The 25,949-nt window shown below is 71.6% G+C and carries 29 protein-coding genes; 15 read left to right on the top strand and 14 right to left on the bottom strand.

All coding sequences use genetic code 11. The features are described 5' to 3' along the window. The first annotated feature begins 75 nt into the window (after positions 1-75). Together BM286_RS00245 and BM286_RS00250 are read left to right on the top strand one after the other, a co-directional pair. A complete protein-coding gene (locus BM286_RS00245; protein ID WP_092919284.1) occupies positions 76-669 on the top strand; it encodes an IMP cyclohydrolase in 594 nt (197 codons plus the stop codon). Positions 670-753: 84 nt separating this feature from the next. Next, positions 754-2,880 (top strand): S9 family peptidase, encoded by a 2,127-nt coding sequence (locus tag BM286_RS00250; RefSeq protein WP_092919286.1) that lies wholly within the window; start codon positions 754-756, stop codon positions 2,878-2,880. A gap of 21 nt (positions 2,881-2,901) precedes the next feature. On the opposite strand, the gene BM286_RS00255 is transcribed toward BM286_RS00250, so the two are convergent. The 4 genes from BM286_RS00255 to BM286_RS00270 all read right to left on the bottom strand — a co-directional run bounded on the left by BM286_RS00255 (position 2,902) and on the right by BM286_RS00270 (position 4,721). Then, a complete protein-coding gene (locus BM286_RS00255; RefSeq protein ID WP_092919288.1) occupies positions 2,902-3,276 on the bottom strand; it encodes a helix-turn-helix domain-containing protein in 375 nt (124 codons plus the stop codon). Between the two features lie 54 nt (positions 3,277-3,330). Continuing rightward, a complete protein-coding gene (locus BM286_RS00260; RefSeq protein ID WP_092919290.1) occupies positions 3,331-3,570 on the bottom strand; it encodes a hypothetical protein in 240 nt (79 codons plus the stop codon). 112 nt (positions 3,571-3,682) lie between these two features. After that, positions 3,683-4,369: a DUF5828 family protein gene (locus tag BM286_RS00265; RefSeq protein ID WP_092919292.1), complete on the bottom strand. Its 687-nt coding sequence runs from the start codon at positions 4,367-4,369 to the stop codon at positions 3,683-3,685. A gap of 94 nt (positions 4,370-4,463) precedes the next feature. Then, the gene (locus BM286_RS00270) at positions 4,464-4,721 is read right to left on the bottom strand and encodes a hypothetical protein (protein ID WP_092919294.1); all 258 of its coding nucleotides are present in this window, start codon (positions 4,719-4,721) and stop codon (positions 4,464-4,466) included. 170 nt (positions 4,722-4,891) lie between these two features. Between BM286_RS00270 and BM286_RS00275 the strand changes: the two genes are divergently transcribed. Both BM286_RS00275 and BM286_RS00280 read left to right on the top strand, forming a co-directional pair. After that, a complete protein-coding gene (locus BM286_RS00275; protein WP_092919296.1) occupies positions 4,892-5,290 on the top strand; it encodes a cupin domain-containing protein in 399 nt (132 codons plus the stop codon). Next, positions 5,283-5,915 (top strand): hypothetical protein, encoded by a 633-nt coding sequence (locus tag BM286_RS00280; protein ID WP_092919298.1) that lies wholly within the window; start codon positions 5,283-5,285, stop codon positions 5,913-5,915. The genes BM286_RS00275 and BM286_RS00280 overlap by 8 nt, the downstream gene beginning before the upstream one ends. Positions 5,916-5,976: 61 nt before the next feature. Here the strand turns inward: BM286_RS00280 and BM286_RS00285 are convergent, their stop codons facing one another. The 4 genes from BM286_RS00285 to BM286_RS00300 all read right to left on the bottom strand — a co-directional run bounded on the left by BM286_RS00285 (position 5,977) and on the right by BM286_RS00300 (position 9,732). Next, entirely contained in the window at positions 5,977-7,863 is a 1,887-nt protein-coding gene (locus tag BM286_RS00285; RefSeq protein WP_092919300.1) for a carbon starvation CstA family protein, read from the bottom strand. A gap of 206 nt (positions 7,864-8,069) precedes the next feature. Continuing rightward, positions 8,070-9,050 carry an ArsA family ATPase gene (locus tag BM286_RS00290; RefSeq protein WP_092919302.1) on the bottom strand — a complete coding sequence of 327 codons (981 nt, stop codon included), beginning with the start codon at positions 9,048-9,050 and terminating at the stop codon, positions 8,070-8,072. After that, the gene (locus BM286_RS00295; RefSeq protein ID WP_092919304.1) at positions 9,050-9,346 is read right to left on the bottom strand and encodes a hypothetical protein; all 297 of its coding nucleotides are present in this window, start codon (positions 9,344-9,346) and stop codon (positions 9,050-9,052) included. The genes BM286_RS00290 and BM286_RS00295 overlap by 1 nt, the downstream gene beginning before the upstream one ends. Positions 9,347-9,522: 176 nt before the next feature. Continuing rightward, positions 9,523-9,732, bottom strand: a complete 210-nt coding sequence (locus BM286_RS00300; RefSeq protein WP_092919306.1) for a hypothetical protein — start codon at positions 9,730-9,732, stop codon at positions 9,523-9,525. Positions 9,733-9,857: 125 nt separating this feature from the next. On the opposite strand from BM286_RS00300, the gene BM286_RS00305 reads away from it, so the two are divergent. Continuing rightward, positions 9,858-11,135, top strand: coding sequence for a CobW family GTP-binding protein (locus BM286_RS00305; protein WP_092919308.1), 1,278 nt, complete (start codon positions 9,858-9,860; stop codon positions 11,133-11,135). A gap of 30 nt (positions 11,136-11,165) precedes the next feature. On the opposite strand, the gene BM286_RS00310 is transcribed toward BM286_RS00305, so the two are convergent. Beyond that, positions 11,166-11,405, bottom strand: coding sequence for a hypothetical protein (locus BM286_RS00310; RefSeq protein WP_092919310.1), 240 nt, complete (start codon positions 11,403-11,405; stop codon positions 11,166-11,168). 99 nt (positions 11,406-11,504) lie between these two features. After that, positions 11,505-11,831, bottom strand: a complete 327-nt coding sequence (locus BM286_RS00315; RefSeq protein ID WP_092919312.1) for a hypothetical protein — start codon at positions 11,829-11,831, stop codon at positions 11,505-11,507. 58 nt (positions 11,832-11,889) lie between these two features. Here BM286_RS00315 and BM286_RS00320 point away from each other — a divergent pair, with 58 nt between their 5' ends. The 6 genes from BM286_RS00320 (at position 11,890) to BM286_RS00345 (ending at position 15,469) form a co-directional block, all read left to right on the top strand. Beyond that, positions 11,890-12,135, top strand: coding sequence for a hypothetical protein (locus BM286_RS00320; protein WP_092919314.1), 246 nt, complete (start codon positions 11,890-11,892; stop codon positions 12,133-12,135). 86 nt (positions 12,136-12,221) lie between these two features. Continuing rightward, positions 12,222-12,899: a uracil phosphoribosyltransferase gene (upp, locus tag BM286_RS00325; RefSeq protein WP_092919316.1), complete on the top strand. Its 678-nt coding sequence runs from the start codon at positions 12,222-12,224 to the stop codon at positions 12,897-12,899. A 74-nt stretch (positions 12,900-12,973) separates the two neighbouring features. After that, the gene (locus BM286_RS00330) at positions 12,974-13,189 is read left to right on the top strand and encodes a DUF7569 family protein (protein WP_092919318.1); all 216 of its coding nucleotides are present in this window, start codon (positions 12,974-12,976) and stop codon (positions 13,187-13,189) included. 112 nt (positions 13,190-13,301) lie between these two features. Further along, entirely contained in the window at positions 13,302-14,585 is a 1,284-nt protein-coding gene (gene thrC, locus BM286_RS00335) for a threonine synthase (RefSeq protein ID WP_092919320.1), read from the top strand. Between the two features lie 153 nt (positions 14,586-14,738). Further along, complete coding sequence (locus BM286_RS00340; protein ID WP_092919322.1) at positions 14,739-15,071, top strand: antitoxin VapB family protein; 333 nt, start codon at positions 14,739-14,741, stop codon at positions 15,069-15,071. Continuing rightward, entirely contained in the window at positions 15,068-15,469 is a 402-nt protein-coding gene (locus tag BM286_RS00345) for a type II toxin-antitoxin system VapC family toxin (RefSeq protein WP_092919324.1), read from the top strand. Before BM286_RS00340 ends, BM286_RS00345 begins: the two co-directional genes overlap by 4 nt. A gap of 6 nt (positions 15,470-15,475) precedes the next feature. On the opposite strand, the gene serA is transcribed toward BM286_RS00345, so the two are convergent. Beyond that, positions 15,476-17,080, bottom strand: a complete 1,605-nt coding sequence (gene serA, locus BM286_RS00350; protein ID WP_092919326.1) for a phosphoglycerate dehydrogenase — start codon at positions 17,078-17,080, stop codon at positions 15,476-15,478. 317 nt (positions 17,081-17,397) lie between these two features. On the opposite strand from serA, the gene BM286_RS00360 reads away from it, so the two are divergent. Next, on the top strand, positions 17,398-18,228 hold the full coding sequence (locus tag BM286_RS00360; protein ID WP_092919330.1) for a hypothetical protein: 831 nt from the start codon (positions 17,398-17,400) through the stop codon (positions 18,226-18,228). A gap of 36 nt (positions 18,229-18,264) precedes the next feature. On the opposite strand, the gene BM286_RS00365 is transcribed toward BM286_RS00360, so the two are convergent. Together BM286_RS00365 and thpR are read right to left on the bottom strand one after the other, a co-directional pair. Continuing rightward, positions 18,265-19,755 carry a HEAT repeat domain-containing protein gene (locus tag BM286_RS00365; RefSeq protein ID WP_092919332.1) on the bottom strand — a complete coding sequence of 497 codons (1,491 nt, stop codon included), beginning with the start codon at positions 19,753-19,755 and terminating at the stop codon, positions 18,265-18,267. An 89-nt stretch (positions 19,756-19,844) separates the two neighbouring features. Further along, on the bottom strand, positions 19,845-20,429 hold the full coding sequence (thpR, locus tag BM286_RS00370; RefSeq protein WP_092919334.1) for an RNA 2',3'-cyclic phosphodiesterase: 585 nt from the start codon (positions 20,427-20,429) through the stop codon (positions 19,845-19,847). A gap of 125 nt (positions 20,430-20,554) precedes the next feature. On the opposite strand from thpR, the gene BM286_RS00375 reads away from it, so the two are divergent. Together BM286_RS00375 and BM286_RS00380 are read left to right on the top strand one after the other, a co-directional pair. After that, the gene (locus tag BM286_RS00375; protein WP_092919336.1) at positions 20,555-21,451 is read left to right on the top strand and encodes an alpha/beta fold hydrolase; all 897 of its coding nucleotides are present in this window, start codon (positions 20,555-20,557) and stop codon (positions 21,449-21,451) included. Between the two features lie 204 nt (positions 21,452-21,655). Continuing rightward, positions 21,656-22,300 carry a helix-turn-helix domain-containing protein gene (locus BM286_RS00380; protein WP_092919338.1) on the top strand — a complete coding sequence of 215 codons (645 nt, stop codon included), beginning with the start codon at positions 21,656-21,658 and terminating at the stop codon, positions 22,298-22,300. A gap of 30 nt (positions 22,301-22,330) precedes the next feature. Here BM286_RS00380 and BM286_RS00385 read toward each other — a convergent pair whose 3' ends face one another. Then, positions 22,331-24,109 (bottom strand): excinuclease ABC subunit C, encoded by a 1,779-nt coding sequence (locus BM286_RS00385; RefSeq protein WP_092919340.1) that lies wholly within the window; start codon positions 24,107-24,109, stop codon positions 22,331-22,333. A 160-nt stretch (positions 24,110-24,269) separates the two neighbouring features. Here BM286_RS00385 and BM286_RS00390 point away from each other — a divergent pair, with 160 nt between their 5' ends. Beyond that, complete coding sequence (locus BM286_RS00390) at positions 24,270-25,886, top strand: methyl-accepting chemotaxis protein (RefSeq protein ID WP_092919342.1); 1,617 nt, start codon at positions 24,270-24,272, stop codon at positions 25,884-25,886. Positions 25,887-25,949 lie beyond the last annotated feature (63 nt).

Raw genomic sequence — 25,949 nt, forward strand, 5'->3', positions numbered from 1 at the left:
GATCGCTTCCCGCTGTCGGATCGCGTTCGTGGACATATCGACGCGTTTTACACGACCGAATCCGCACGAAGCTGTATGTACGTCGGACGATTCGTCGTCGTCGCGCCGGGAGTCGGCGGCTACCGCGTCTCCTCGCGCTCGTTCCCGAACCGTCGCGTCCGCGACCGGGGCCGGACGCTCACTGTCGGTCCGACGCCGGACGCGCCGGAGACCGACAACCCATACGTCTCGTACAACTGCGCGCGCGCCGTCGAGGCCCCGACCGGGGCGCCGCTGGCGGCCCTCGGAAACGGCTCGCACGTCGACCCGATCGCGGAGAAACTGGAGCGCGGCTACCCGCCCCGCGACGCGCTCGCGTCGGCGCTGCTCGCGCTCGACTACGAGAGGGACGACTACGACACGCCTCGCGTCGCCGGGATCGTCGGCGCTGCGTCCGCGACCATCGGGGTCGTCCGCCGCGACGCGCTCCTCGTCGAGGCCGTCGACGAGCCGACGGTCGTCGCGACCTACGAGACGGACTCCCCCGAGCCGTACGACCTGACCGCGACCGACGCGGGGTCGGTCGCGACCGAACTGCTGGAGTCCGACCTCGAACACCCGGTCTGTGCCGCGGGCGCGACCGTCGACGACGGCGGCGTCTCGCTGGCGTTCGACAACGGCGACGACTGACCGCTGAGGGACTCGGAGCGCGGAGGCGCTCGTCCGCCTTTCCGGCTCCCGACGGCTTTTGAGCCCCCCGTCCGAGTGACTTCCATGGAGCGCGTCACCGCGGCCGACTACCACGACATCGCGGTCCCGTCCGATCCCCGGATCTCGCCGGACGGCGACCGCGTCGCCTTCGTGCGCCGACAGCCGAACGACGACGACAGCTACGAGGCGACGGTGTACCTCGTCGACGTCGCGGGCGACGACGACCCCCGACGGCTCACCCTTCCCGAGGGATCCGACGCCGAACCGCGCTGGAGCCCCTCCGGCGACCGGATCGCGTTCACCTCCACTCGCGGCGCCGACGACGACCGCCAGCAGCTGTGGGTCCTCCCGGTCGGCGGGGGCGAGGCCCGCCGCGTCACCGACGTCGTCGGCGGCGTCTCGTCCATCGCGTGGTCGCCAGACGGGGAGCGGATCGCGTTCGTCCAGTCGGTGACCGCCGACGACCGCGAGGCCGACCGCGACCTCGCCGTGCCGGACGGCTACGAACCGGACGAGCATCCCGACCCGCGCGTCATCGACCGGACCGTCTACCGGGCGGCCGAGCGCTACTTCGACGGGCGGCGCCCCGGCGTCTACGTCGTCGACGCCGACGCGACCGTCGGGGGCGTCACGGATCCGGACCCGGCCGAGTCCCGATCGATCGAACGGGTCACCGACGGGGACGCCGACTTCGCCGCCCCGTCGTGGGGCGACGCCGACACGCTGTACTACACCGAGGCGATCGGAGACGACCCCGACGACTCGGTCGAGATCGCGATCCGCGCCCACGACTTCGCGGCCGGCGAGGCCGAGCGCGTCCACACCACGACCGGGTGGGGCGCCGACCTCGCGGCGACCGCCGACGGCCGCGTCGCCTTCACGCACGCCGAGCCGGAGCGGGTGTCGATGCAGCCGACGGACCTCCGCGTCCTCGACGCCGAGTCGGGGGCCGTCACCGACCTGACCGGCGGCCTCGACCGCGGGCTCGGCCGGGGGACGACGCCGCAGTGGGGCCCGGACGAGGCGACGCTGTACTTCGCGACGCCCGACGAGGGGAAGACGGCGCTGTGGCACGTCCCCGCCGACGGGAGCGCCGACCCCGAGCGCCTGCTCCGGCCGGGAACCGTCTCGGCCGCGACGGTCGGCGGCGAGGCCGGTACCGGACCCGAGTCGGTCACCGTCGCGTACGCCGCCAGCGAGTGGGACCACCCGGGCGACGCGTTCGCCTACGACGCCGACTCCGACGCGCCGACCCGCCTGACCGAACTGAACGCCGACTACCTCGCCGGGCGGGCGATCGGGGAGCCGGAGGAGCTCCGGTTCGAGTCCGACGGGGTGGAGATCCAGGGGTGGCTGTTGACGCCGCCGGCGGGGACCGGCGGCGACGCGGCCGAGTCCGCTGACGCCGACGAGCCGTACCCGCTCGCGGTCGAGATCCACGGCGGGCCGCACGCGATGTGGTCGACCGCGGGGACGATGTGGCACGAGTTCCAGACGCTCGCAGCCCGCGGCTACGCCGTCTTCTGGTCGAACCCGCGGGGCTCGACCGGCTACGGCGAGGCGTTCATGAAAGCGATCGAGCGGGACTGGGGCGCGGTCACCCTCCGCGACGTGATGGCCGGCGTGGAGACGGTCGCCGACCGCCCGGAGATCGACGCGTCGAACGCCTTCGTCACCGGCGGCTCGTTCGGCGGCTTCATGACCGCGTGGGCGGTCGGACAGACCGACTACTTCCGCGCGGCGGTCTCCCAGCGCGGCGTCTACGACCTCACCGGCTTCTACGGCTCGACCGACGCCGCCTACAAGCTCGTCGAGGGCGACTTCGACGCGGTCCCCTCCGAGGAGCCCGAGTGGCTCTGGGAGCAGTCCCCGACCGGCCACGCCGACGCGGTCGACACGCCGACCCTCCTCGTCCACTCCGAGGACGACACGCGCACCCCGATCTGTACGGCGGAGCTGTACCACCGGATCCTCCGGAAGAACGGCGTCGACACGCGGTTCGTCAGGTACCCCCGCGAGGGCCACGAGCTCTCGCGGTCCGGCGAGCCCGCGCACGTCGTCGACCGCATCGAGCGGATCGCCCGCTGGTTCGACGGCTACTCCGCGCACCACGACGCGGACCGCGCGCTCGACCGCCCCGAGGACGACGGGCTGACCGCGGGCGAGGGAGACGACGAGGCCGAGGAGTAGGCCCCTCGCCCCGCGAAACGCTCAGCGCTCGTCGGGCTCGAACGCGTCGATGGCGTCGTGGACGTCCGTCACCCACTCGTCGAGGGCGTCGTGGAGGCGCCGCTTGGCCTCCGGGACCGGGATCGCAGTGTACTGGTAGACGTAGCCGCCGGAGTCGAGCAGCCGCCGCCGGCGCTCGACGAGCCCCTTCTCGCGCAGCGTCGACAGCGACCGGTTCACGTTCGATCGGTCCCGGTCGAGGGCGTCGGCGAGCTCCGAAACGGTGCTGCCCGGATGCTCGAGCAGCGCGAGGTACGCGCGGCTCTCGTGGTCGCGTACGCCGAAGACGCAGGAGAGGACGTGTTCGAAGGACGGGGAGGCGTCGCCGACGAGGTCCTCGATCTCGGGGTCGCTCATACGACCCGATTCACGCGCGGCGACGTTAAATGTCGGTTTCGCCGCTCGGCGGTCTCACTCCTCGGCCGCGTAGCCCATCTGGTCGATACAGCCTCGCATCCCCGACTCGTCCGCGTGTCGATGGAGGTTCGTCGGCGTGTCGCAGTGGTACGTCTCGCCGTCGTAGCGGAGGGCGACCTCGTGGGTGGCGCCCGCGACCTCGACGTCGACGAGGATCCGCCGCCCGTCGTTGAGCGCGTCGATCAGTTCGTCGACGGCCAACTCGCCCGCCTCGACCCGGAGTACCTCGCTCATGGGTTCGATTCGGCCGTCGGTGAGTTAAAAGCGACCGATGCGTCTCGGCCCGCGGTGCCCGCGTGTCCGGTGCGGCCGCGGTCGGCGGCCTCGGCGGTCGCGTCGCGCCCGCTCACGTCTTGGTCGAATCCGGTCCGCCCTCCTCGGCGGGCGGCTCGACGCCCTCGGCGGCCGCGACGTCCTCGGTCCGCTTCTCCGCCTCGACGTGCCAGCGGTCTATCTCGGACTCGTAGTCGTCGAGGACCGCCGACACCTCGGCCTTCAGTTCGTCGTCGTTGACGTTCACCTCGAAGACGAACGTCTCGCCGTCCTCGGCGCGGGCGACCTCCTGGATGTTGGCGCTGACGAGCTCGTTGTCGAAGTAGTACGGCGCCATCTGGGTCATCACGTTCCGGTAGACCGCGTCTTCCACCTTCCGGAGCGCCTTCCGGCTGGCCGAGTCGGCCGCGCGGGCGACGTGTCCGATCGACTCGCCCCAGCTCTCGCGGGCGCTCTCGGTGTCGTTCTCCTCGACCTTCTCGTAGGACTCGGTGAGCTTCTCGCCGGCCGTCTGGAGGTCGTCGCCCGGCGACTTCCCCGCGCGCTCGCCTTTCCCCTCGTCGACGGAGGCCTGCGCCGCGGTCTTCTCCGAGACGTCCTCGTCGATGCGCTCGTGGGTCTTCGGGCGCCACTCGTCGAACTCGTAGTAGGCGTCGCCGTCGACCCCCACCTCCCGGAGCGCCAAGGCGATCCGCTCGCCGTGCTCGACGACGTCGCCCCAGTCGCCGCGCATCTTGAAGCCGGAGATGCTCTCTTCCATCGGTTGCCCCCGTTACGGAGCGAACGCGTATAAGTCTCTCCGCATTGGCGCGACTCGCCGGGGGCGGCTCGGCCATCGGGCCCGCGGTGGGGGACTACTTCCCGTACGCGACTCGGCGCGCGAACGCGTCGAGCCGCTCCTTGAGGTCGCCGAGGTAGCCGGCGGGGGAAACACGCCGGACCGACGACTCGTCGACCTCGATCCGATCGCCCCGGAACGGATCGCGCTCGGCCCGCTCCTCCGGCGTCTGGTCTTTCGCCACCGCTCCCACGACGGTCGACATCGAACAGCGCCCGCACGCCTCCGCCTCGACGGGCTCGTCGGCGTCCGTCCGGTCGGCCTCTTCTGTCATGATCGTTCACCGTGGGATACGGCGTCGCGGGACTTAAATCCGCGCCTCACGCGCGAGCGACGCGGGTTCGCCCCGACAGCCCGAAAATCCACGCCCCGAGCGGCGTCGCGGTGTGGTCCCTCGAGCCGGTCGCCGACGCCCTTTTTACCCGCTCCGTGGAATGTGCTCGCATGGGATATCGCGTCGTGGACGTCGACGCCGTCGAACCGGAACCGGACCGCCCCTGCGAGTGTCGAAAGCTGTCCGAACCGGGAGGGCTCGACGCCGCGGCGATCAACCGGTTCCGGGCGGCGCCCGGCGAGCAGCTGCCGCTCGCGTACCACCACCACGAGACCCAACAGGAGGCGTTCTACGTGCTCGATGGAACGCTCGCCGTCGAGACGCCGGAGCGAACCTACGAGGTCCCGGCGGACGACCTGTTCGTCGTCGACCCCGAGAGCCCGCAGCGCGCGTACAACCCCGCCGACGCCAACGGCCCGGTGACGGTGCTGGCCGTCGGTGCGCCGCCCGCCTCGGGAGACGCCGTGCCGTACGACCCGGACGACGCCGGAGCCGACGACGATGAGTGAGAACGCGACCCCCGGCGAGGCACCTCGCCGCGACCCCGAGGAGCTGCCGGCGGCGATCCGCGAGGCGGTGCCCGACTACGACGACGAGTACCTCGACCGCGTCTCCGACCGGCTGATGTACAGCTACGACCTCGACCGCGACGTCGTCGTCGACGGCGAGCGGTTCGAGATGACCGCGGAGATGCGGGTGCGCAACCAGAAGCAGTTCCTCCACCCGGCGCTGAGCTACGCGGACCACGACCTGATGGAGTACGTCTTCGCCCGTCGCGTGTCGACGCCGAGCGTCGCGGCGGTGGAGCGGCTCGTCGAGTTCGCTCACGACGTCGCCGACGAGCGGGTCGACGCCCACGAGGAGCACTACGGCACCGACGTCACCGTCGTCCTCGTCGCCGACCGGATCCCGGACGACGTCGCCGCGTTCGTCGACGGGTTCCGCGACCGCACCCTGTTGAAGTTCGGCTACTACGGCCACTACGAGGTGAACCTCGTCGTCGTCGCCCCGGAGCGAGAGGCGCTCGTCGCCAGCGAGAGCGCCGACACCGCCGCCGCCTTCCGCCTGTGGGAGCGGGTCGAGCAGCCGGACGAGGGGTTCTTCTCGCGGTTCGCGAAGCGCTTCTGGCGGTGAGGAGTCACCCGGGCAGCGGCGCTCTCGGATCGAGCGCGGTCGAAAAAAGCGGAACGCGGAGTCAGTCGTCGCTCGGTTCGGCCGCCGGCTCGCCGCCGCTCCGCACGCTCGTGATGTTGCCGTAACCGATCCACACGAGCGACAGCGCGAGGTAGATGAGGACGAACGCGAGCCCCATCTGAACGACGGCGGATATCTGTCCGCCGAGTCCCGTGACGCCGCCCTGGATGAGCTTCTGATAGAGGTTGTCCCACAGCGCGACCCACGACAGCCCGAGCACGGTGATCGTCACCATGATCGTCATCGGCACGCCGGTCGAGACGAGCTGCTTGGACTCGTCCCAGTTGGCGAGCCAGACGGTCGCGGCGAGCAGCGCCAGCGCCGCGAGCAGCTGGTTCGCGCCGCCGAACAGCGCCCACAGCGTCACCCACTCGCCGGAGATGACGAGCAGGTACGCGACGAGCGACTGGACGATCGGGTTCGTGTACCGCCCCTTCGCGAGGCTGCTGAGGTCGGTCGAGAAGCCGGTCGTCGTCCCGCTTCCTCGGGTCCCGACGATCTCCTCCATCATGTACCGCCCGAGCCGCGCGGCGGTGTCGGTCGAGGTGAGCAGGAAGCTCACCAAGACGAGCGCCATGAACGGCGCACCGAAGCTCTGCGGGATCCCGAGGCTGGTGAGGATGATCCCGCCGCCGGTCGCGAAGTTGGGCAGCGCGCCGCCGATGCCGCCGCCGGCCGCCGCCGTGGTCGCGCCGGCCACCGCGAGCGTCGAGATCGCGACGGACGCGAGCAGGCCCTCACCGAGCATGCCGCCATAGCCGATGAGGCGGGCGTCGCTCTCCTTGTTCAGCTGCTTGGCCGTCGTCCCCGACGACACCAGCGAGTGGAAGCCGCTGATCGTCCCGCAGGCGATCGTGACGAACAACAGGGGGAACAGCGGCGTTATCCCTCTGGTCTCGATCGCGAGGTCGCTGCCGAAAAAGCCCATGTACGCCCCGATCGAGGGGTCGATGGTCAGCGGCTGGGCCGAGGTGCCCAGCAGCGTCCCGACGATGATCGCCAGCAGCGCCCCGCCGACGCCCGAGTACAGCAGGAACGACGACAGGTAGTCCCGCGGCTGGAGCAGGACCCACACCGGGAGCGCGCTCGCGAGCGTCGCGTACACGAGGATCACCGGCACCCACGCGGCGACGTTCGGCTGGAGGATGGCGCTGGTGCTCACCACCGCGCCGGGCAGCCAGGCGCCGTTCCCGAGGAACTCGAAGAGGACGATGGTCCCGGCGGGGTAGACCCCGGTCTCGACCGCCGGGAACAGCGCGAGCGGGTACTGGATCCCGAGCCAGACGCCCGCGAACACCCCGGCGACGAACACGACCGTCCCCGGGAGGAACGGGCCGTCGAGCTGGTAGAGGTAGACGCCGAACGCGAACGCCAGCGCGATGTACACCAGGCTCGCGGTCGCGGCCGACGGGAACGCGTTCAACACGATCCCGACGACCAGGGCGAACACCGCCACCACGAGGATGATGGTGAGGAACGCGAACCACAGAAGCATGTTCTTGCCGCGCTCACCGACGTACTCGCCGATGATGTAGCCGATCGACTTCCCCTCGTGTCGCATCGAGCCCGAAAGCGAGATGAAGTCGTGAACGGCCCCCATCAGCGGGTTGCCGATGGCGACCCACAGAAGCGCCGGAACCCAGCCCCAGATGGCTCCGGCGGTGATCGGGCCGACGATCGGCGCGCCGCCCGCGATGCTTGAGAAGTGATGCCCCAGTAACACCGGCTTCTTCGCCGGTACGTACTCCTGGCCGTCCTCGTACTTGTGTGCCGGCGTCTCCCGGTCGTCGTCTATCTCGACGAACCGAGAGAGGTACCGCGAGTACCCCACGTATCCCACGGTGAACGTACTGAGCACGGCGACGACGATCCAAATTACACTTGTCATAAGTCCCTGCCTCGTGGTATCGATTCACCATGTCAGACTTAAACGTTACTTTCGTTCATGATATTCGAGGTGTATACGGGGAGACCGACCGAACTCACCGCCGGAACACAGTTTTTTTCTCCACACTCCCCGGTAAAATTCGCACTAATCGGTCGCCGATACCCCTCGCGCGCGCTCATGACGGGGCGCGCTCCGGATTCGAGCCCCTACGGCTCCACGTCCAGCGACGCGGCGACGTCGGCTAGCACGTCCCCGCGGACCTCGGTGGTGCGCGACTCTATCTCGGCGACGAGCGGTGGGTCGAACCCCTCGCGGACCTGCGAGAGGCGGTCGCGCTCGGTCTCGACCTTCTCGCGGAGGTAGCGTGCGCCGCGTCCCGTCTCGTCGTCGTCGGGCGACGGCGTGAGCTTGTTCGCCACGAGCCCGCGGACGCGCAGGTCGCGGTCGGTGAACTCCTCGATCGCTCGCGCCGTCTCGTTGACGGAGAGCTGGTCGGGGTTGAACACGAGGAAGAAGGCGGCGTCCGACCGCATCGTCTCGCCGGCGAACTCGAAGAACTCCTTGCGCTCCCGGAGCCGCTCGATCACGGGGTCGCCCTCCAACAGGCGCCGCGGCTCCGCGTCGCCGATCGCGGCCTTCTCGAACAGGTCTATCGACTGCTTCCGCTTGTACAGCAGGCGGTCGATCCAATCGCCGAGGAACTCGGGCAGCCCGAGCAGCCGCAGCGTCGACCCCGTGGGAGCGGTGTCGAACACGACGCGGTCGTACGGCTCGCTCTCCGTGCGCATCACGTCGACGAACGCGTCGAACAGCGCCGACTCGTACGCGCCCGGCGTCCCGTGGGACATCTCCAGCTGGCGGTTGATCTCGGAGACCATCGCCGCCGACACCTGCTCGGAGAGCGACTCGCGGATCTCGTCGAGGTGCCGCTGCATCTCGTCTTCCGGGTCGATCTCCATCGCGTCCAGCCCGTCGACGCCGTCGACCGACTCGGGCTCGTCGCCGAACCGCTGGTCGAACACGTCCGACACCGAGTGGGCCGGGTCGGTGGAGACGACGAGCGTCCGGGCGCCGTCGCGCGCGCAGCGGTAGGCGTACGCACACGAGACGGTGGTCTTCCCGACCCCGCCCTTCCCGCCGAAGAAGACGAACTGCTCCCCGTCGGCGGAGGCGTGAAGCTCCGTCATCAGAAGTGGTACTGCTGGCCCTTCCGCTCGATGAGACTGTCGCGGTCCCACAGCCGCCGCTCCCACGCCTCGAACTCGTCTTCGAGGTACGGCAGCAGCTCGGCGGTGTAGTACGACACCGGCGACGGGACCCCGAACGCGTCCGGGAAACACGCCAGCATGAACTCGTCTTCGGTGTCCTCGGCCTCCTTCTCGATCTTCTCGTAGGCCGGGTGCGTGATCATCCCGTGGTACAGGCCTCGGAGCCACTCCTCGAGCGCGGCTCGGAACGCCTCGATCCGGTCGGCTACTGTCATTATTCCTCATGACGACGCTCCGGCGTTAAAAGCTATCGCGGCCGGGTCGTCGAGACGCCGATCCGCTGTCAGTCGCCGGGGCGCCGATCCGCGGGCGGGTCGCGCGCGGAGCGCGGGGCGTCAGGCGAAGCTCCCTCCGAGTTGGGCGTCAGGCGAAGCTCGCTTGTAGTTGTGCGTCAGGCGGAGCTCCCTTCGGTGAGCTCCCCCGACGCGTCGTCGGTCTCGGCCTCCTCGGCGTCGCCCAGCTCCGGTCGGTCTCCGTCGTCGGGACTCGGGCTGTGGACGTCGCTGCCGAGCGCTCCCCAGACCAGGTACAGCATCGCGGCGACCATCAGCACCGTCATCGTGACGCTGACCAGCGACACGGCGGAGGCGGACAGAACCATGTCCCGAGTTCGACGACCGCAGCCTATCAACGTATCGGCTCGGGCCGGCCCGGGGCGGGTCCGAGGGGTCGCTCGCTCCGGCGCGCCGCCCGGGGGTTGAATAGCGTCGTGTCCGATCCGGCCGTATGGACGACCGCATCCCGGTGACCGTGCTCTCGGGGGGCCTCGGCGCGGGCAAGACGACGCTCCTGAACCACCTCCTGCGGAACGCCGGCGACCGCGACCTCGCGGTCCTCGTCAACGACATGGGCGACGTCAACGTCGACGCGGAGCTGATCGCCGAGGAGTCCGAGGTCGGCGTCGGCGGCGTCACGGAGCTGTCGAACGGCTGTATCTGCTGCGAGCTACAGGACGACCTGGAGTCCGCCGTGGTCCGTCTCGCCGAGAACCGGTCGTTCGACGCGCTCGTCGTCGAGTCGTCCGGCATCTCCGAGCCGGCGCCGGTCGCGCGGCTGTTCACCGCCGAGTCGCGCGCGGCGGCCCGCTACCGGGTCGACGCGCTGGTGACCGTGATCGACACGCGGCAGTTCCTCGACGCGTTCGCTGGCGACGGGGCTCCGGAGCGGCGCGTCGACCCGGACGCCGGCGACGCGAACGGCGGGGACGCCGACCGCCCGCTCTCGGACCTCCTCGTCGAGCAGGTCGAGGTGTCGAACCTCGTGGTGTGTAACAAGGCGGACCTCTGCACCGACGCGGAGGTCGACGAGGCGGTCGAGCTCGTGGGGGCGCTCCAGCCCGGCGCGGAGACTGTCGTCACGGAGTTCTCCGCGGTCGATCCCGACCGGCTCCTCGACGTCGGGCTGTTCGACGAGGGCGAACTCGGCGACCTCCCGGGCTGGAAGCGCGCGCTCGCGGACGACCACCACGGGGACGGAGAAGACGACCACCACGGGGACGGAGAAGACGACCACGCCGACCACCGCCACCCCGACGAGGTGTACGGCGTCACCTCCTTCACCTACCGCCGCCGCCGCCCGTTCCACCCCGACCGGATCGCCGCCGTCCTCCGCGACCTCCCGTCGGGCGTGGTCCGCTCGAAGGGGACGCTGTGGGTCGCCGGTACGGAGCAGCGCCAGCAGGTCGGGCAGGCGGGCCGGTCGGTCCGGGTCACCGCGCTCGGTCCGTGGATCGCCGGCGTCCCGTCGGTCGAGCGCGACATGCTCCGCTCGAACCGCCCCGGCCTCGACTGGGACGACGAGCGCGGCGACCGCCGGACGGAGTACGTCGTCATCGGCACCGAGGTCGACGAGGATGCCCTCGTCTCGCGGCTCGACGACGCGCTGTTGACCGACGCCGAACTCGCGGAGCTCGGCGACCCGGGCGTCGGGGACGACCCGGCCGACGCCGACCCCGCGCCGTTCCCGACCGAACAGGGGAGCGAGGTCGCGCTCCGGGAGCCGTAGGGCCGTTGCGAAAAGGAATCGGTCCGCCGTTCAGCAGGCGCAGCCGCTCCCGGCCGCGCGCTCGAAGCGCATCGCGTCGCCGCAGTCGGGGCAGGTCGGCGTCCCCTCGTCGTCGCGATCGAGCCCCTCGTCGTCGACGTCGACGTCGCGGACGCGGACGCCGCAGTCGTCGCACCAGTACGCCCCCTCGGAGCCGTCGTTCCCCGCGGTGCCGGGCGCCTTCTGCGTCGAGCTCGCCAGCGCGTCGGTCACCGTGTCGAAGATGCCCATACCGTAATTATCCGCATCGATCATCTTAGTCTCTCGGTGTCGTGCGATCGATTCGCACAGCCGCCTCGCGGCCCCGAGTCGCCCGCGCCGCTCGGCTCCTCACAGCAGCGGGAGCGTGAGCGCGACGAAGACGATCCCCAGCCCGATACCGGCGTACAGCAGCCGCTCGAACCGGAGGCCGACCGGGAGCGTCCCGGCGTCGGCGGGCGGCGCCGACCGGACGAGCTGTCGGTACGCGAGCCACGCGACGCCCGCGAACCCACCCGCCGACGCCGCGAGCGCGACGGGCAGCGACAGCCCGTACGCGAGCCCGTAGAGCGGCCCGAACGAGAAGACGAGCGTGAACGTCAGCCCCGCGGTCACGAGGAAGGGGACCGGGTCGATCGGCTCGCCGCGGCGGTTGCGGAGGCGGGGCGCTCCGACCATGACCGCCGTACGTCCCGAACGGACAAGAGCTAAGTGGCGCACACCCGCCAGTCGGCGTATGAGCGCCGAGGGGAGCGGTGAGGAGAGCGGCGAGGGGGACGGCCCGGGAGTCCGCGAGGGCGTCGAGCGCTCCTCCGGGGACCCCAAGGTGTTGCTCGCGATGAACGCCGTGCTCTCGACGTGGTTCGCCTGGATGGTCGTCTGGGGACTCGACTTCCTCGGCGCGGCGTCGCTCACCGCGGTCAACGTCGCGACGCTGGCGATAATTCTCTTCGGCGTGACGTACGTCGTCGCGCTCCGGTAACGGTCCACCCGCGTCGCGTCGGTCTCTCGCCCGCCGACCGTGCGATTCGCCACATTTTAAGCCCGTTCCGGTCGGGATTCCGGACAATGACGATCGAAGACCGAGACGACGCGTACCTCATCACGCACGCGCTGGCGACGGACACCCTCTCGCGGCTGCGCGACGTCGAGACCGAGCAGGTCGCGTTCCGAAAGGGCCTGGTGAAGCTCGGCCGCATCTGCGGCTACGAGATCATCGACGGCGCCATGGAGACCGAGTACGTCCCGGTTCAGACCCCGCTCGAGGAGACGACGGGCGAGCGCGTGAAGGGGCTCGACGACGTGGTGATCATCAACGTCCTCCGCGCCGCGACCCCGTTCGTCGAGGGGCTGTTGAAGGCGTTCCCCCGCGCGAAGCAGGGCGTCATCTCCGCCGGGCGCGACGAGGCGGCCGGGATGACCGCGGACGGCGAGTTCCCGATCAGCATCGACTACGTGAAGCTCCCCGAAATCCGACCCCGAGACACCGTGATCGTCGCGGACCCGATGCTCGCGACGGGGTCGACGATGGTCGCCGTCCTCGACCACGTCCTCGACGAGGCCGACGACTTCGAGGACCTGTTCGTGCTCTCCGCGGTCTCGGCGCCCGCCGGCCTCGTCCGCGTGAGCGAGGCGGTCCCCGAGGCGGACCTGCTGACCGTCGCCATCGACGACCACCTCGACGACGACGGGTTCATCGTCCCCGGCCTCGGCGACGCCGGCGACCGGGCGTTCCGGACGGTCTAAGCGGCCGCGTCCCCGCCCGGGCGCCCCGACTCCGTCGACGTACTTTTAAGAGCCGTCGCCGCGACCGGTACGACATGAGCGACGCGCCGACGACCGAGCCGTGCGACGCCTGCGGCGACGCCACGACGGACGCGCTCGCGCGCACCGTCCGGCTGAGCGTCGACCGGGCGAACATCGACACCCAGCGCCTCTGCCCCGACTGCTTCGCCGACTGGATCCAGCGCTACCAGGACCGCCTCGGCTCCGGCGGCGACGAGGGCGACGAGAGCTCGGAGATCATCGTCGACTGAGGCCCCCGGCCGGACCGGGGAGATCCCGCGACCGGCCGAACACCTTCGTTTCGGGCGGCAACGTCCGTTCCGACCGCCCGTCTTAAGCCGCGGCGGAACGGAGTTCGACGTAATGGACCTCGCCATCGACGCCGCGGCCCCGGCGGCGCCAGACTGCGCCGCCGACGGGACGTGGCTCGCGTGTATCGAGTGCGACGAGACGTTCGCCCCGTTCGACGACGTCCGGTACACCTGCGACGACTGCGGCGGCCTGCTGGAAGTCCGGTACGCCGACCCGCCGACGTTCGACGAGTTCGGCGCGGGCGCGCCCTCCGACGGCCCCGACCGCGGCGTCTGGCGCTACCGCGAGGCGCTCCCCTTCGACCTCGGGGTCACCCTCCCCGAGGGCGACACCCCGCTCCACCGCGTCCCGCGCATCGAGGAGGCGGTCGGCGTCGACGCGCTCCGGATCAAACACGAGGGGATGAACCCCACCGGCTCGTTCAAGGACCGCGGGATGACCGTCGGCGTCCGCGTCGCGAAGGAGCTCGGCGTCGGCGCGCTCGCGTGCGCCTCGACCGGCAACACGTCGGCCGCGCTCGCCGCGTACGGCGGGCGCGGCGACATGCAGACGCTCGTCCTCCTCCCGGCCGGGAAGGTCGCCGCCGGGAAGGTCGCGCAGGCGAGCCTCCACGGCGCGCGCATCCTGGAGGTCGACGGCAACTTCGACGCCTGTCTCGACATCGTCCAGGAGCTCGCCGCGCGCGGCGAGGCGTACCTGCTCAACTCGCTGAACCCGTTCCGCCTGGAGGGCCAGAAGACGATCGGCTTCGAGGTCTTAGAGGAGTTCTACGCCGATTACGGCGCGTTCCCGGACCGGATCGTCCTCCCCGTCGGCAACGCGGGCAACACCTCGGCGCTGTACAAGGGGTTCCGCGAGCTCGTCCAGTCGGGCGCGCTCGCCGTCGACGAGGTCCCCAAGCTCACCGGGGTCCAGGCCGAGGGCGCCGCGCCGATGGTCGAGGCGATCGAAGAGGGGAACGACGAGATCCGGCGCTGGGAGGACGTCGAGACGCGCGCGACCGCGATCCGCATCGGCAACCCGGTCAACGCTCCGAAGGCGATCCCCGGCATCCGCAACACGAACGGCACCGCCGTCGCCGTGAGCGACGACGAGATAACCGCCGCGCAGCGCCACCTCGCCAGCGAGGGCGTCGGCGTCGAGCCCGCGTCCGCGGCGAGCCTCGCCGGCCTGAAGAAGCTCCGGCGCTCCGGCGTCGTCGACGACGACGAGCGGGTCGTCTGCCTCACCACCGGCCACCTCCTCAAGGACCCCGACGCCGCCTACGAGGCCGGCGGCGATCCCGAGCCCGTCCCGAACGACGCCGACGCGGTCCTCGACCACATCAGAGGGTAACCGCCGACTGCGGCTTCGGATTCGGATCCGGACTCCGATTCGTGCTCGGCGCCCACGCTTGACGCTCGACGTTCGACCCTTGACCCTCGACGCTCGGGCGTCCCACCGCGCCGGGCCAGCTATCATATACACAAGCACATACACAAACACGAGATGCCAACGAAAACGATCGGCGTCCGCGAGGAGGTGTACGAGCGGCTTCGCGCCCGGAAGCGCGACGACGAGAGCGAGGGGGACTGGCGCGACGGGTTCGGGTCGCTGTCGACCGCGGAGACCGACTCGCTCCGCGAGGCCGCGAGGCGGTCGCGGGAGCGGTTCGACGAGTCGGCGGGCACCCGACAGGCCGCGGCGATCGATCGGATGGCGGACGCGGGCGACGACGAGCCTCCGGACGGCGGCGCTGCCGCCGACACGAGCGACGACGGCACCGACGCGAACGACGTCGATTCCGATGAGACGAACGACGCCGACGGAGGATCGGCATGACCCGGTACCTGCTCGACACCACGTTCCTGATCGACTACCTCGCCGGTACCGACGCCGTTCGGGAGTTCCTCGAAGCCCACGAGGACGGCGAGTTCGCGACGACCGCGATGAACTACAAGGAGGTCGCGGTCGGGCGGCGCCTCGACGGCGACTTCGACCCCGAGCGGCTCGCAGCCGCGTTCGCGTGGCTTGACGTGGTGCCGATCACGGGCGAGCACGCCCTCGCGGCGAGCGCGTTCGAGGCGGACCCGTACCGCTCCGACGACCACACGAGGCGGGCCGTCGACGCGGCGACCGCGGACCTGCTCATCGCCGGAGTCGCCGACGCGGAGGGAATGACCGTCGTCGCGCGGACCGTCGACGACTTCGAGCCGTTCGTCCCGGTCGCCGCGTACTGACCCCGACTACTCGTCGGGCCGCTCGTCGGCGCCGTCCAGCGTGATCTCGGTGATCTCCACGATCCGGTCGTCCGCGAGCAGCGTCTCGATCGCGGCGTCGGGGACCGCCGAGTCGAGGTTGTAGACGGTGAGCGCCTCGCCGCCCTGCGTCTCGCGGCCGTTGAACATCCCGGCGATGTTCACGTCGTGGTCGCCGAGGACGGTCCCGATCAGCCCGATGACGCCCGGCTCGTCGGTGTTGCGCGCGACGAGCATGTGGCCGTAGGGGACCGCGTCGACGCGGAACCCGTCGATCCGGACGATGCGGGCGTCCTCGCCCGCGAACAGCGTCCCCTCGACCGCGATCTCGTCGTCGCCGTTGCGGACGGTGACGCGGACGAGGCTCTGGAAGTCCTCGGTCTGTCGGGTCTTCGACTCGGTCACCTCGATGCCGCGCTCCTCGGCGAGCCGCGGCGCGTTGACGGCGTTCACCTGCCACTCCAACGGCTCGAAGACGCCCTTCAGGGCGCTCGCGGTGACGAGGTCGACGTCCTCCGCGGCGATGTCGCCCTCGTAGGTCGCCTCGACCTCGGTGATCCGGCCGTCGAGCAGCTGCGCGGCCACCTTCCCGGCGGTCTCGGCCACGTCGATGTACGGTTCGATCCGCGGGAACGCGCTCTCGTCGACGGAGGGGGCGTTGAGCGCCGTCAGGACCGGCTCGTCGTTGAACGCTGCCAGCACCGCCTCCGCGGTGTCGACCGAGACGTTCTCCTGGGCGGCCTCCGTCGAGGCGCCGAGGTGCGGGGTCAAGACGATGTCATCGACGTCGAGCAGCGGTGAGTCCTCGGGGAGCGGCTCCTCCGCGAAGGAGTCGAGCGCGGCGCCCGCGAGGACGCCGTCGTCGACCGCCGCGGCGAGCGCGTCCTCTTCGACGATGCCGCCGCGGGCGCAGTTGATCAGGTAGCCGCCTTCGAGTTGAGCCAGCTCGGCCTCGCCGATCATCCCCTCCGTCTCGGGGAGGAGCGGGGTGTGGATCGTCGCGAAGTCGCCGGCCGCGAGCGCGTCGTGGAGGTCCTCGACGAGCTCGGCGCCCATGCGGTCGGCGCGCTCCTCGGAGATGTACGGGTCGTAGACGACGAGGTCCATCCCGAGCGAGTCGAGCCGCTTCGCGACCTCCTGGCCGACGCGGCCGAGGCCGACGATGGTGAGCGTCTTGTTGTTCACCTCGGTGCCGAGGAACTCGCCTTTCGCCCACTCGCCGTCGACGAGTCGCCCGTGCGCCTGCGGGATCGAGCGCGCGACGGCGAACGTCATCGCGACGGTGTGTTCGGCGGCGGCCCTGACGTTGCCGTCGGGCGCGTTCGCGACGATGACGCCGTGGTCGGTGGCGGCCTCGATGTCGATGTTGTCGACGCCGATGCCGGCGCGGCCGACGATGACGAGGTCGGAAGCCGCCTCGAAGACGGCCTCGTTCACGTCGGTTCCGGACCGCACGATCAGCGCGTTGGCGTCGGCAACGGCGTCGAGCAGCGCGTCGCCCTCGGCCTCGTAGTCGGTAACGACCTCGTGGCCGGCGTCTCGGAGTCGGTCCAACCCCGGATCCGCGATGGGGTCGGTCACGAGTACCTTCATGTCGAAACGGACCCGCGGCGCGGGGTTAACGCTTTCCGAATCGCGCCGTTTTGCCGCCCGGTCGGATCCGCGCTCGTGAGTATCGATCCCCCTTTCGTCGACGGAGAATGCGCGTTCGTGGGTACCCTCGCCGGTGGTGGCCCTTTTATACCCGCCGCACGTGACGGCACGGAGTTCACGATCGCGGTCGCCGGCGCCGAGAGGCACGCGCTCCGCGGCTCCCGGATCGGCGTCCCGACCGACGCCCGCGGTGACCGCACACACATAACCCAACATACATGAGCCTCGGACGGGTCCCACGAGGTACGTTTCCGATCATGATGAGCCGTTGGACGTGTGGCCGGTGTGGGTTCGTCGCGTGGACGCGGGACCGCTCCGAGATGCGCGAGGTGACGGGATCACACCTGATCGCGCACCACTCGGACGCGCTCTCCACGTCCGACTTCCGCGTCAGCTGGGACTGCCCGTACTGCGCCACCGCCAAGACCGCCTACGACACGGACGGCGCGGTGGCCGAGTTCGAGGCGCACCTCCACGACCACGTGACCGACCGCGTCGCGGACGGCGTTCACGTCGCCGATCACGTCGACTGGAACGGCGTCGTCCGGGTCGACGCCTCGGCCGTCGGCGACGAGGCCGACGCGCTCAGGGCGCACTTCCACGGCGCCGCCGGGCTCGTCGTCGCCGTGACGCCCACGCCGGAGCGGCTGGTCCGCGCGCTCGACGAGCGACTCTCCGCGTGGCCCCGCCGGACGGTGATCGTCAGCACCGGCGAGTACGACTTCGAGGCGACGCCGGACGTCGACTTCGCGGGCGTCGACGTCGAAATCGTCGAACTCGATCCCCGGCTCTCTCCCGACGACGTCGGTGAGACCGTCTCGCGCATCCTCGACGCCAACCACGAGCCGGGCGAGCGCGTCTCGCTGGAGGTGAGCGTCTTCGGCCAGATCGTCGCCGCCTTCGACGTCGAGCGCGCGGTCGCGTTCGTCCGCATGCTCGCCGCACGCCTCGTCGACGCGGGAGGCGTGCTGCAGCTGTACGTCGACGCCGACGCGGACCGGAACGTCGCCACGGTCCTCAACTTCCTCGACGAGACGATCGACCTGACGGTCGCGGTCGACGACGACCGGTTCGTCCGTCGGTCGTAGTCGCGGCGCCCGACGCCCCCCGCTGACCCGTCTCCGCTACCCCTCGTTACGCTCCGTGTAGTCCGCCGGCCAGCGGACGTACACGTACTCGACGTGCCGGTCCGCGGCCGTCTCGACGACCGCGCGCTTGAACCGTCGCAGCACCGCTCGAGCGCGCTCGCGGGCGTCCTCGGCGGCGGTCTCGTCGCTCGCGAGCTCCCGGAGCCTCCGCTCGACGTCGACGCCGAGGGCCGATCGGTTGTCGTCCGTCGCGTCGCTCTCCGCCCCGACTCCCTCGTCTGACTCGTTCGCGACGATCCGCGGCAGGTACGCCGCCGCGAGGTCCGCCACCAGCCGGTCGCGGTGGTCGAGCGCGTCGATCAGCCACTCGACCGAGGCCGACCGGTCGGTCGCGGTCGGGTCCGCGGCCTCGAGCAGTTCGCAGCACAGCCACGCCGCGTACCGCCGCGTTTCGGCGTCGATGCTCGCTCCCGCCTCGGCCGATGCGCTTCCGCCCGCCCCGCTCCGGTCCGCTCCGCTCTCCTCGGCCCCGATCTCGTCCGGTCCGGGTCGCTCGCTCGCCGTTCGCTCGGCGGCGACCGCGCGGAACGCGGCGAGCGGGCCGTCGCCATCGAAGGGGCGCTCCGTCAGGAGCCGGTCGCGCACGTCGCCCGCCGACACCGCGCCCGCCCTCGCGATCACCGTCGTAATCGACGCCGCGGCGGCCCGACGAACCCGCTCCGCGGGGTCCCGCAGCGACCCGATCAACACGCCGGCGGCGTCCCGCCGGTCGAGCGCTCCGAGCCGGCGGACGACCGTGAGCCGGAGCCGCTCGTTCCCTCGCCGCGCCGCGAGCGCGAGCAGCTCCGTCGCGTCGTCGCTGTCCATCGCGACGAGCGCGTCGGCCGCGGCGCCGCGAACGAGGTCGTTCGGCGCGTCCACCAGCGGGCGGACGGCGTCGACCCGCTCGCCGCCGACGCGGGCGTATCCCCTGACGGCTCGGGCTCGGACCCGCGCGTCGCCGTCGTCGAACGCCTCTCGGAATCGGGGCGCGTCGCCCTCGTCCCCGACGACGGCCAGCCCGGTCGCCCCGACCATCCGGTACGCGGCCCGGTCGTGCTCTACCCACCGGGCGAACGCCTCGGCGACCCGCCCCCGCGTCGCCCGTCTGCCGTCCCCCGTGCCGCCGGCGCTCCGCCGTTCGGCGATCCGCCGCGCCAGCCGGTCGACGTGGTCGTCATCGTGGAAGTACAGCGACTCGATCGCCGCCGCACGGACCGCCTCGTCGGGGTCGTCGAGGGCGGTCCCGAACAGCGCCTCGACGATCCGATCCTGCTCGGCGCTCATCGAGCCGGAGGGGTTGCCGAGCGCCTCGGCCGCCTCGCGACGCGTCGACGCGTCGAACCGCCGGCCGAGTCGCGCCAGCATCGGGGGGCCGTCGCCGCGGTCGCTCCGCTCGGCGGCGCTGGCGCTGCGATCGCCGCGTTCGGCGCCGCCGGCGCTCCCCGCCGACTCCGCGGTCTCCTCGGTTCCCGGCCCGTCGTCCATCTGTGAATCGCTCACCGATCCGGTACGTTAAACGTACGCCCGCGGCTATCACCGGTGAGAATTCGCCCCGTCCCGCGAGCCGGAGCCCGTCACTCGAGTTCGAACTCCCGCACGGTCTCGTACTCCGGGCCGGACGCGGTCAGCGTCGATTTCATCAGTCGGACCTCGTCGACCGAGCACGACCCGACCTCGACCTCCCCGTCGTCGAGCGCGTCCCGGACCGCCTCCGCCCCGGCCGCGTTCTCCACTCTGGCCAGCGTGACGTGCGGCGTGAACGCGTGGTCGGCGGGATCGACGCCGAGCGCGGTCGTCTCCGCCTCGAGGGCGCGGTGAAGCGCGGTGAGGTCGTCCCCGCCGCGCTCGATCCCCGCCCAGACGACGGACACGTAGTCTCGGTTCGGGAAGACGCCGAGACCGCCGACCGCGCAGTCGAACGGCGCGACGCCCGCGCGGTCGACCGCCCGCTCGCCGGCGGCGATCACGTCGTCGAGGGCGGAGTCGTTCGGGGTGCCGTCCTCGTTGCCCCTTACGACGTCGCCGAGGAACTTCAGCGTCACGTGCGCCTGCTCGGGATCGACCGGGTTCACGCCGTGGGCGTCCGCGAACGGGGCCTGTGCCGCCGCGACGCCGGCCGCGAGGGACTCCGGGAGGTCGACGGCGAAGAACGCGCGCATCTCGATTGCGGGGTCGGCCCAGCGACGGATACGGCTTGGGGTGGCCGAGCCGGCAAGCCATACGTAAATACTCCCGTATCAGTCCGGCACCAAACCCACCACGGGCGCGGTCGTAGTCACCGTCGATGGCCCCCACCGACTCCGCGCGGCCGGAATCGACTCCGGAGCGTCGGACCCCGGAGCGTCGAGCACCGAGCGTCGTCCGCCTGGACGACGGCCGCCGGATCGCGTACGCGACGTACGGCCCTCCGACCGGCGATCCGCTCGTCTTCTTCCACGGGACACCCGGGTCCCGCCGACTGGGGGCGCTCCTCGAACCGGCGGCGCAAGCGAACGACGTCCGCGTCATCGCGCCCGACAGGCCCGGCTACGGTCGGTCCTCGCCGCACCCGGGCCGGACCGTCGCCGACGCCGCCGCGTCCGTGCGGCCCGTCTTGGACGACGCGGGCGTCGAGAGTGCGCCTCTCGTCGCGTTCTCCGGCGGGGCTCCCTACGCCCTCTCGACGGCGGCGACGGCGGGCGAGCGGGTCACCGGCGTCGACCTCGTCGCCGGGGCGACGCCGCCATCTTTCACCGACGACACGCCGGCGGTACAGCGGTTGCTGACCGGCCTCGCGTCCGCGACGCCCTCGGTCCTCGGGGCGCTGTTCCGCGGACAGGCGTGGGTCGCGGACCGGGCGGACCCGTCGTTCGTGGTCGGGCAGTACGCCGCGGACGCGGACGCCGTCCCCGACGACGTCGCGGCGACGGTGAAAGCGGACTTCCTCGCGGCGTTCGAGCGTCACCGGAGCGGCGCGGTCACCGAGTTCCGCGACGCGGGGGCCGACTGGGGGATCGACCTCGACGCGGTCGACATCCCGGTGCGCCTGTGGCACGGGACGGCCGACGCCAACGTCCCGATAGCCGGGGCGGAACGACTGGCCGAGGCGCTCCCGACCGCCGACCTCCGCGCCCTCGACGGCGCGGACCACCTCGGGACGCTCCTCCGGGCCGCTCCCGAGGCGCTGGCGCGTCCCGGTTGACCGCTCCGGCCCGCTCCCCCTCCCCGTCCCCGCTGACCGCTCCGGCCCGCTCCCCCTCCCCGTCCCCGCTGACCGCTCCGGCCCGCTCTCCCTCCCCGTCCCCGCTGACCGCTCCGGCCCGCCCCACGTCTCGAACCCGTGCCGAACCCGCGCCGAACCATGCGGATTGATGTGTGGGAGGGTCGAACGGCGAGCGACCGCCGAATGAAACGGATCAGGTTCTCGGCCGCCTACCCGGAGCGGCTCCGCCACCCCCTCCACCGATCGATCGTCGGCGAGTCCCCGATTTCGCGCGCGGAGCTGCTGATGTGGAGTCCGACGGCGGACGCGACGACGCTGCTCTGGTTCGACGGCGACCGCGACGCGACGACCGCCGCCGTCGAGGCGCTCGACTCGCTGGTCGCGAGCAGCCTCGTGAGCGACGCGGACGGGACCTACGCCTTCCTCCGACAGGACGAGTACGAGTTCCCGGCGGCCCTCCTCGACACCGTCGCGGCGTCGCGGGTGATCTTCCTCCCGCCGGTCGTCTTCCGCGAGTCGGGCGACGTGCGGTTCGAGGCGGCGGGCGCGACCGCGGCGCTCAGCGCGTTCCACGACGACCTCGCGGCCCTCGCGGACCTCACCATCGAGCGGGTCCACGAGTTCGAGCGCCGGCGGACGCCGTCGCGGCTGACCGACCGACAGCGCGCGGCGCTTGAGACGGCGGTCTCGGTGGGGTACTACGAGGTGCCCCGCGAGGGGACCGTCGCGGACGTCGCGGCCGCGCTCGACTGCGCGACGAGCACCGCCGGCGAACTGCTCCGCAAGGCGGAGGCGGCGGTCGTCGAACGCGCCGTCGAGTCGGCGTGACGGCGTCCGCCGCGAGGGAGCAAACCGCGGCTACAGCCGTTCCCGAAGCGTGTCGGCGGTCGCGTCGCCCACGCCGTCGACGTCGGTGAGGTCGTCCCGGGAGGCCTCGCGAACGCTCTCGACCGACCCGAACCGCCGGAGGAGCCGGCGGCGAGTCTCGGGGCCGACGCCGGGCACGTCGTCGAGGACCGTCGCCACCTCGTCGCGGACGGTCTGGTGGTAGGAGACCGCGAAGCGGTGCGCCTCGTCGCGCACGCGCTGGAGCAGGTGGAGCTCGGGGGCGTCGTCGTCCCAGCGGCGGGTGCCCGTCGGGGTGACGACCAGCTCCTCGGCCTTCGCGAGCGCGACGACGGGGGGGTCCCACCCGGTCTCCGCGAGCGCGTCGCGGGCGGCCCCCAGCTGCCCTTCGCCCCCGTCGATCAGGAGGAGGTCGGGGTCGGGTCGGTCGTCCTCGCCGGCGAGCGCGCGCTCCGCGCGCCAGCGGATCAGCTCGCGCATGTTGGCGTAGTCGTCGTTGCGCTCGGTGAGCTTCTTCCGGCGGTAGTCCGCGGTCTCGGCGCTCCCGTCGACGAAACAGATGTCGGAACCGACCACGGCGGTCCCCTGCGCGTGGCTCACGTCGAACCCCTCGATCCGCTCGGGGCGGGCGATCCCGAGCCGGTCCCCGAGCGCGCCCACCGGGTCGTCGCGGCCGCCGCGCTTCCGGGCGTTCTTCAGCGCGAGCTCGACGAGTTTCGCCTCGCGGCCGGCGCCCGGGACCCGGACCGCGACGCCCTCGGCCTCCAGCCAGTCGACCACGTCCGAGTCGGACGGTCGCTCCGCCAAGAGGACCGCGTCGGGGAACTCGCGCTCGGCGTAGTACTGCGCGAGGAACGCGGCGAGGACGGCGGCGGGGGTGTTGGCGTCGGCGGAGTCGCCGCGGCCGTCGTCGCCGGTCGATCCCCCGTCCACCGCCGCCGCGTCGAGCCGGTGTCGGCTCCGGTCGACGAGCTGGCCGCGCTCGCTGTGGAGCCGGGCCACGCGGGCCGTGTCGCCCTCGACCGCGGCCGCCAGCACGTCGACGGTGCGGTCGTCGGTGCGGTCGCTGACGGCCTCGCCGCCCTCGCCGTGGAACGCCTCGACGGCTTCGAGCCGGTCGCGGAGGTTCGCGGCGCGCTCGAACTCGTTCGCCTCGGCCGCCGCCTCCATCCGCCGCCGCAGCGGGTCCGCGAGCGCGCCCGTCTCCCCCTCGAAGAAGCGCCGCGCGGCGGCGACGTCCTCGGCGTAGTCCTCGGGCGATATCTCGCCGGTGCACGGCGCCGAGCAGATGCCCATCTCGTAGTCGAGGCAGGGGCGGTCGCGCCCGTCGTACTTGTGGTCCGAGCAGCCGCGGAGGCCGTACACCTCCCGCACCGCCTTCACCACGGTCTCGACGCGCCCCACGTCGGTGAACGGACCGTACGCGACCGCGCCCGCCTCCGGATCTCGAGTCACCTCGATCCGGGGCACCTCGTGGTCGGAGAAGGCGACCAAGGGGTACGACTTGTCGTCCTTCAGCCGGACGTTGTACCGGGGACGGAGCCGCTTGATGAGGTTCGCCTCCAGCAGCAGCGCCTGCGTCTCCGTGTCGGTGACCGCGAACTCGATCCGGTCGGCGCGCTCGACCATCCCGCGGATCCGCCCCGAGCGGGGGTCCGCGTACGACCGCACCCGGTCCCGGAGGTCGAGCGCCTTCCCGACGTACAGCGTCGTCTCGCCCGCCCGGAACTGGTAGACCCCCGGCTCGGTCGGGAGGTCTCGGGCCCGCTCGCGCACCGCGTCGGCGTCCATCGCTCTCGGACCGACGTAACCGCCGAACGCGTTTGAACGCTGCGGGCCGCGGCCTCCCTCCGGCTCACCGTCCCCCGAGACCCGCCGTCACCCCCGATTATCAGTTCCGAACACTGGGGCGCGCCGTTTATAATCCAGGTTCAGAGAGTTGAAGTAGACTATGACGGGACTTCGCGAGCGTCTGCGGAGCGTGTTCGGGCGGGGGGGCGACTCCCGGTCGGTTCCCGACGGCGGCGTCGTCGTCGAGGACTCGCCGGGAGCGGACGCCGTGACGGCCGCGGCCGACGAGTCCGGCGCCCCGGCCGACGGGGCGCACAGCGTCACGGAGGCGGACGGCGCGGACCGGAGCGGCACCCTGGCCGGCGCCGGCTTCGCCGAGGCGTTCAACGCCACGGGGGTCCCGACGTTCATCCTCGACACCGAGGGGAACGTCGCCGAGTGGAACGAGTCGATCGCGGCGCTCACGGGCGTCGACCGCGGGGACGCCCTCGGTCACGGCTACGCCTCGGAGCTGTTCTACCCCGACGGTCGGCGCGCCGACACCCTCGCGGACAAGGTGCTCGACGCGCCCGAGACCGCCGACGAGGCCTACGACCTCGAACGGTGCGGGAGCGCCCGGACCCGCTATCGCGACACGAGTACGATGGTCGACCGACACGGCGACGAGAAGCACATCGAGTTCACCGCGACGCCGATGTACGACGGCGACGAGCTCGTCGGCGTGACGGAGGTCGTTATCGACCGGACCGAGAACGTCAACGAGCGGGAGGCGACGGCGGAGCTGGTCGCCGAGATCCGCACCACGGCCGAGGCGATCGGGGAGGGGGACTTGGAGGCCCGCGCCGTCTGCCGCGAGGAGTGCGAGATCCTCGACGAGGAGCTGTTGAGCGTCATCGACGTCGTCAACCGGATGGCCGAGAACCTCGAGGACCTCTCCGAGAGCGTTCACGAGAAGGCGCGCGACCTCGACGCGACGGTCGAGGAGGCGAGCGCCGCGGCCGCCGACATCGCCGAGAACGTCGACGAGCAGAACGAGCTCTTAGAGGAGAGCGTCTCGGAGATGCAGTCCTTCTCCGCCGGGATGGAGGAGGTGGCCGCGACGGCCGACGAGGTGGACACCGCCGCGGTCGCGGCCGCCGACGCCGCCGACGAGGGGCTCGACGCCAGCGAGGACGCCCGCGAGGCGACCGAGGACGTCGTCGAGATCGGCGACGAGCTCGTCGAGAGCGTCGGCGCGCTCTCCGAGCGCATGGACGACATCGAGGAGGTGATCGAGGTCATCTCCGACGTGGCCGAGCAGACGAACCTGCTCGCGCTCAACGCCAACATCGAGGCCGCCCGCGCCGGCGAGGGCGGCGACGGCTTCGCGGTCGTCGCCGAGGAGGTGAAGAAGCTCGCGGACGAGACCCGCGGCTACACCGAGGAGATCACGGAGAGCCTCGACAAGCTACAGGCGCAGTCCGCGGAGACCACGACCGCCGTCGAGCGCTCTCACGAGCGGATCGAGGACGCGGGCACCGAGATCGAGACGGTTCTCGACTCGCTCGAGGAGATCGCCGACGCGGTCGACGAGGCGGCCGCGGGCGTCGCGGAGGTCGCGCGCACCACCGACGACCAGGCCGCGACCGTCGAGGAGCTCACCTCCTCGCTGGAGGCGGTCCGCGAGCGCTCCGACCGCACGGAGGACGCGACCGATCGCATCGTCGACGCCACCGACGACCAGGAGGCGGCCGTCGACGAGCTGATCGCCCGCGTCGAACGGCTCGACGCGCGGTAACTCCGTCCCGTTCTGGTCCGTCCCGTCCCGTTCTGGTCCGTCCCGTCCCGTCCCGTCCCGAAC

Source organism: Halorubrum sodomense, from assembly GCF_900111935.1.
GTDB lineage: Archaea > Halobacteriota > Halobacteria > Halobacteriales > Haloferacaceae > Halorubrum > Halorubrum sodomense.

Coding starts and splice junctions, on each gene's coding strand:
- BM286_RS00245 (WP_092919284.1), top strand. CDS start 76: ATGTACGTCGGACGATTCGTCGTCGTCGCGCCGGGAGTCGGCGGCTAC.
- BM286_RS00250 (WP_092919286.1), top strand. CDS start 754: ATGGAGCGCGTCACCGCGGCCGACTACCACGACATCGCGGTCCCGTCC.
- BM286_RS00255 (WP_092919288.1), bottom strand. CDS start 3,276: ATGAGCGACCCCGAGATCGAGGACCTCGTCGGCGACGCCTCCCCGTCC.
- BM286_RS00260 (WP_092919290.1), bottom strand. CDS start 3,570: ATGAGCGAGGTACTCCGGGTCGAGGCGGGCGAGTTGGCCGTCGACGAA.
- BM286_RS00265 (WP_092919292.1), bottom strand. CDS start 4,369: ATGGAAGAGAGCATCTCCGGCTTCAAGATGCGCGGCGACTGGGGCGAC.
- BM286_RS00270 (WP_092919294.1), bottom strand. CDS start 4,721: ATGACAGAAGAGGCCGACCGGACGGACGCCGACGAGCCCGTCGAGGCG.
- BM286_RS00275 (WP_092919296.1), top strand. CDS start 4,892: ATGGGATATCGCGTCGTGGACGTCGACGCCGTCGAACCGGAACCGGAC.
- BM286_RS00280 (WP_092919298.1), top strand. CDS start 5,283: ATGAGTGAGAACGCGACCCCCGGCGAGGCACCTCGCCGCGACCCCGAG.
- BM286_RS00285 (WP_092919300.1), bottom strand. CDS start 7,863: ATGACAAGTGTAATTTGGATCGTCGTCGCCGTGCTCAGTACGTTCACC.
- BM286_RS00290 (WP_092919302.1), bottom strand. CDS start 9,050: ATGACGGAGCTTCACGCCTCCGCCGACGGGGAGCAGTTCGTCTTCTTC.
- BM286_RS00295 (WP_092919304.1), bottom strand. CDS start 9,346: ATGACAGTAGCCGACCGGATCGAGGCGTTCCGAGCCGCGCTCGAGGAG.
- BM286_RS00300 (WP_092919306.1), bottom strand. CDS start 9,732: ATGGTTCTGTCCGCCTCCGCCGTGTCGCTGGTCAGCGTCACGATGACG.
- BM286_RS00305 (WP_092919308.1), top strand. CDS start 9,858: ATGGACGACCGCATCCCGGTGACCGTGCTCTCGGGGGGCCTCGGCGCG.
- BM286_RS00310 (WP_092919310.1), bottom strand. CDS start 11,405: ATGGGCATCTTCGACACGGTGACCGACGCGCTGGCGAGCTCGACGCAG.
- BM286_RS00315 (WP_092919312.1), bottom strand. CDS start 11,831: ATGGTCGGAGCGCCCCGCCTCCGCAACCGCCGCGGCGAGCCGATCGAC.
- BM286_RS00320 (WP_092919314.1), top strand. CDS start 11,890: ATGAGCGCCGAGGGGAGCGGTGAGGAGAGCGGCGAGGGGGACGGCCCG.
- upp (WP_092919316.1), top strand. CDS start 12,222: ATGACGATCGAAGACCGAGACGACGCGTACCTCATCACGCACGCGCTG.
- BM286_RS00330 (WP_092919318.1), top strand. CDS start 12,974: ATGAGCGACGCGCCGACGACCGAGCCGTGCGACGCCTGCGGCGACGCC.
- thrC (WP_092919320.1), top strand. CDS start 13,302: ATGGACCTCGCCATCGACGCCGCGGCCCCGGCGGCGCCAGACTGCGCC.
- BM286_RS00340 (WP_092919322.1), top strand. CDS start 14,739: ATGCCAACGAAAACGATCGGCGTCCGCGAGGAGGTGTACGAGCGGCTT.
- BM286_RS00345 (WP_092919324.1), top strand. CDS start 15,068: ATGACCCGGTACCTGCTCGACACCACGTTCCTGATCGACTACCTCGCC.
- serA (WP_092919326.1), bottom strand. CDS start 17,080: ATGAAGGTACTCGTGACCGACCCCATCGCGGATCCGGGGTTGGACCGA.
- BM286_RS00360 (WP_092919330.1), top strand. CDS start 17,398: ATGATGAGCCGTTGGACGTGTGGCCGGTGTGGGTTCGTCGCGTGGACG.
- BM286_RS00365 (WP_092919332.1), bottom strand. CDS start 19,755: ATGGACGACGGGCCGGGAACCGAGGAGACCGCGGAGTCGGCGGGGAGC.
- thpR (WP_092919334.1), bottom strand. CDS start 20,429: ATGCGCGCGTTCTTCGCCGTCGACCTCCCGGAGTCCCTCGCGGCCGGC.
- BM286_RS00375 (WP_092919336.1), top strand. CDS start 20,555: ATGGCCCCCACCGACTCCGCGCGGCCGGAATCGACTCCGGAGCGTCGG.
- BM286_RS00380 (WP_092919338.1), top strand. CDS start 21,656: ATGAAACGGATCAGGTTCTCGGCCGCCTACCCGGAGCGGCTCCGCCAC.
- BM286_RS00385 (WP_092919340.1), bottom strand. CDS start 24,109: ATGGACGCCGACGCGGTGCGCGAGCGGGCCCGAGACCTCCCGACCGAG.
- BM286_RS00390 (WP_092919342.1), top strand. CDS start 24,270: ATGACGGGACTTCGCGAGCGTCTGCGGAGCGTGTTCGGGCGGGGGGGC.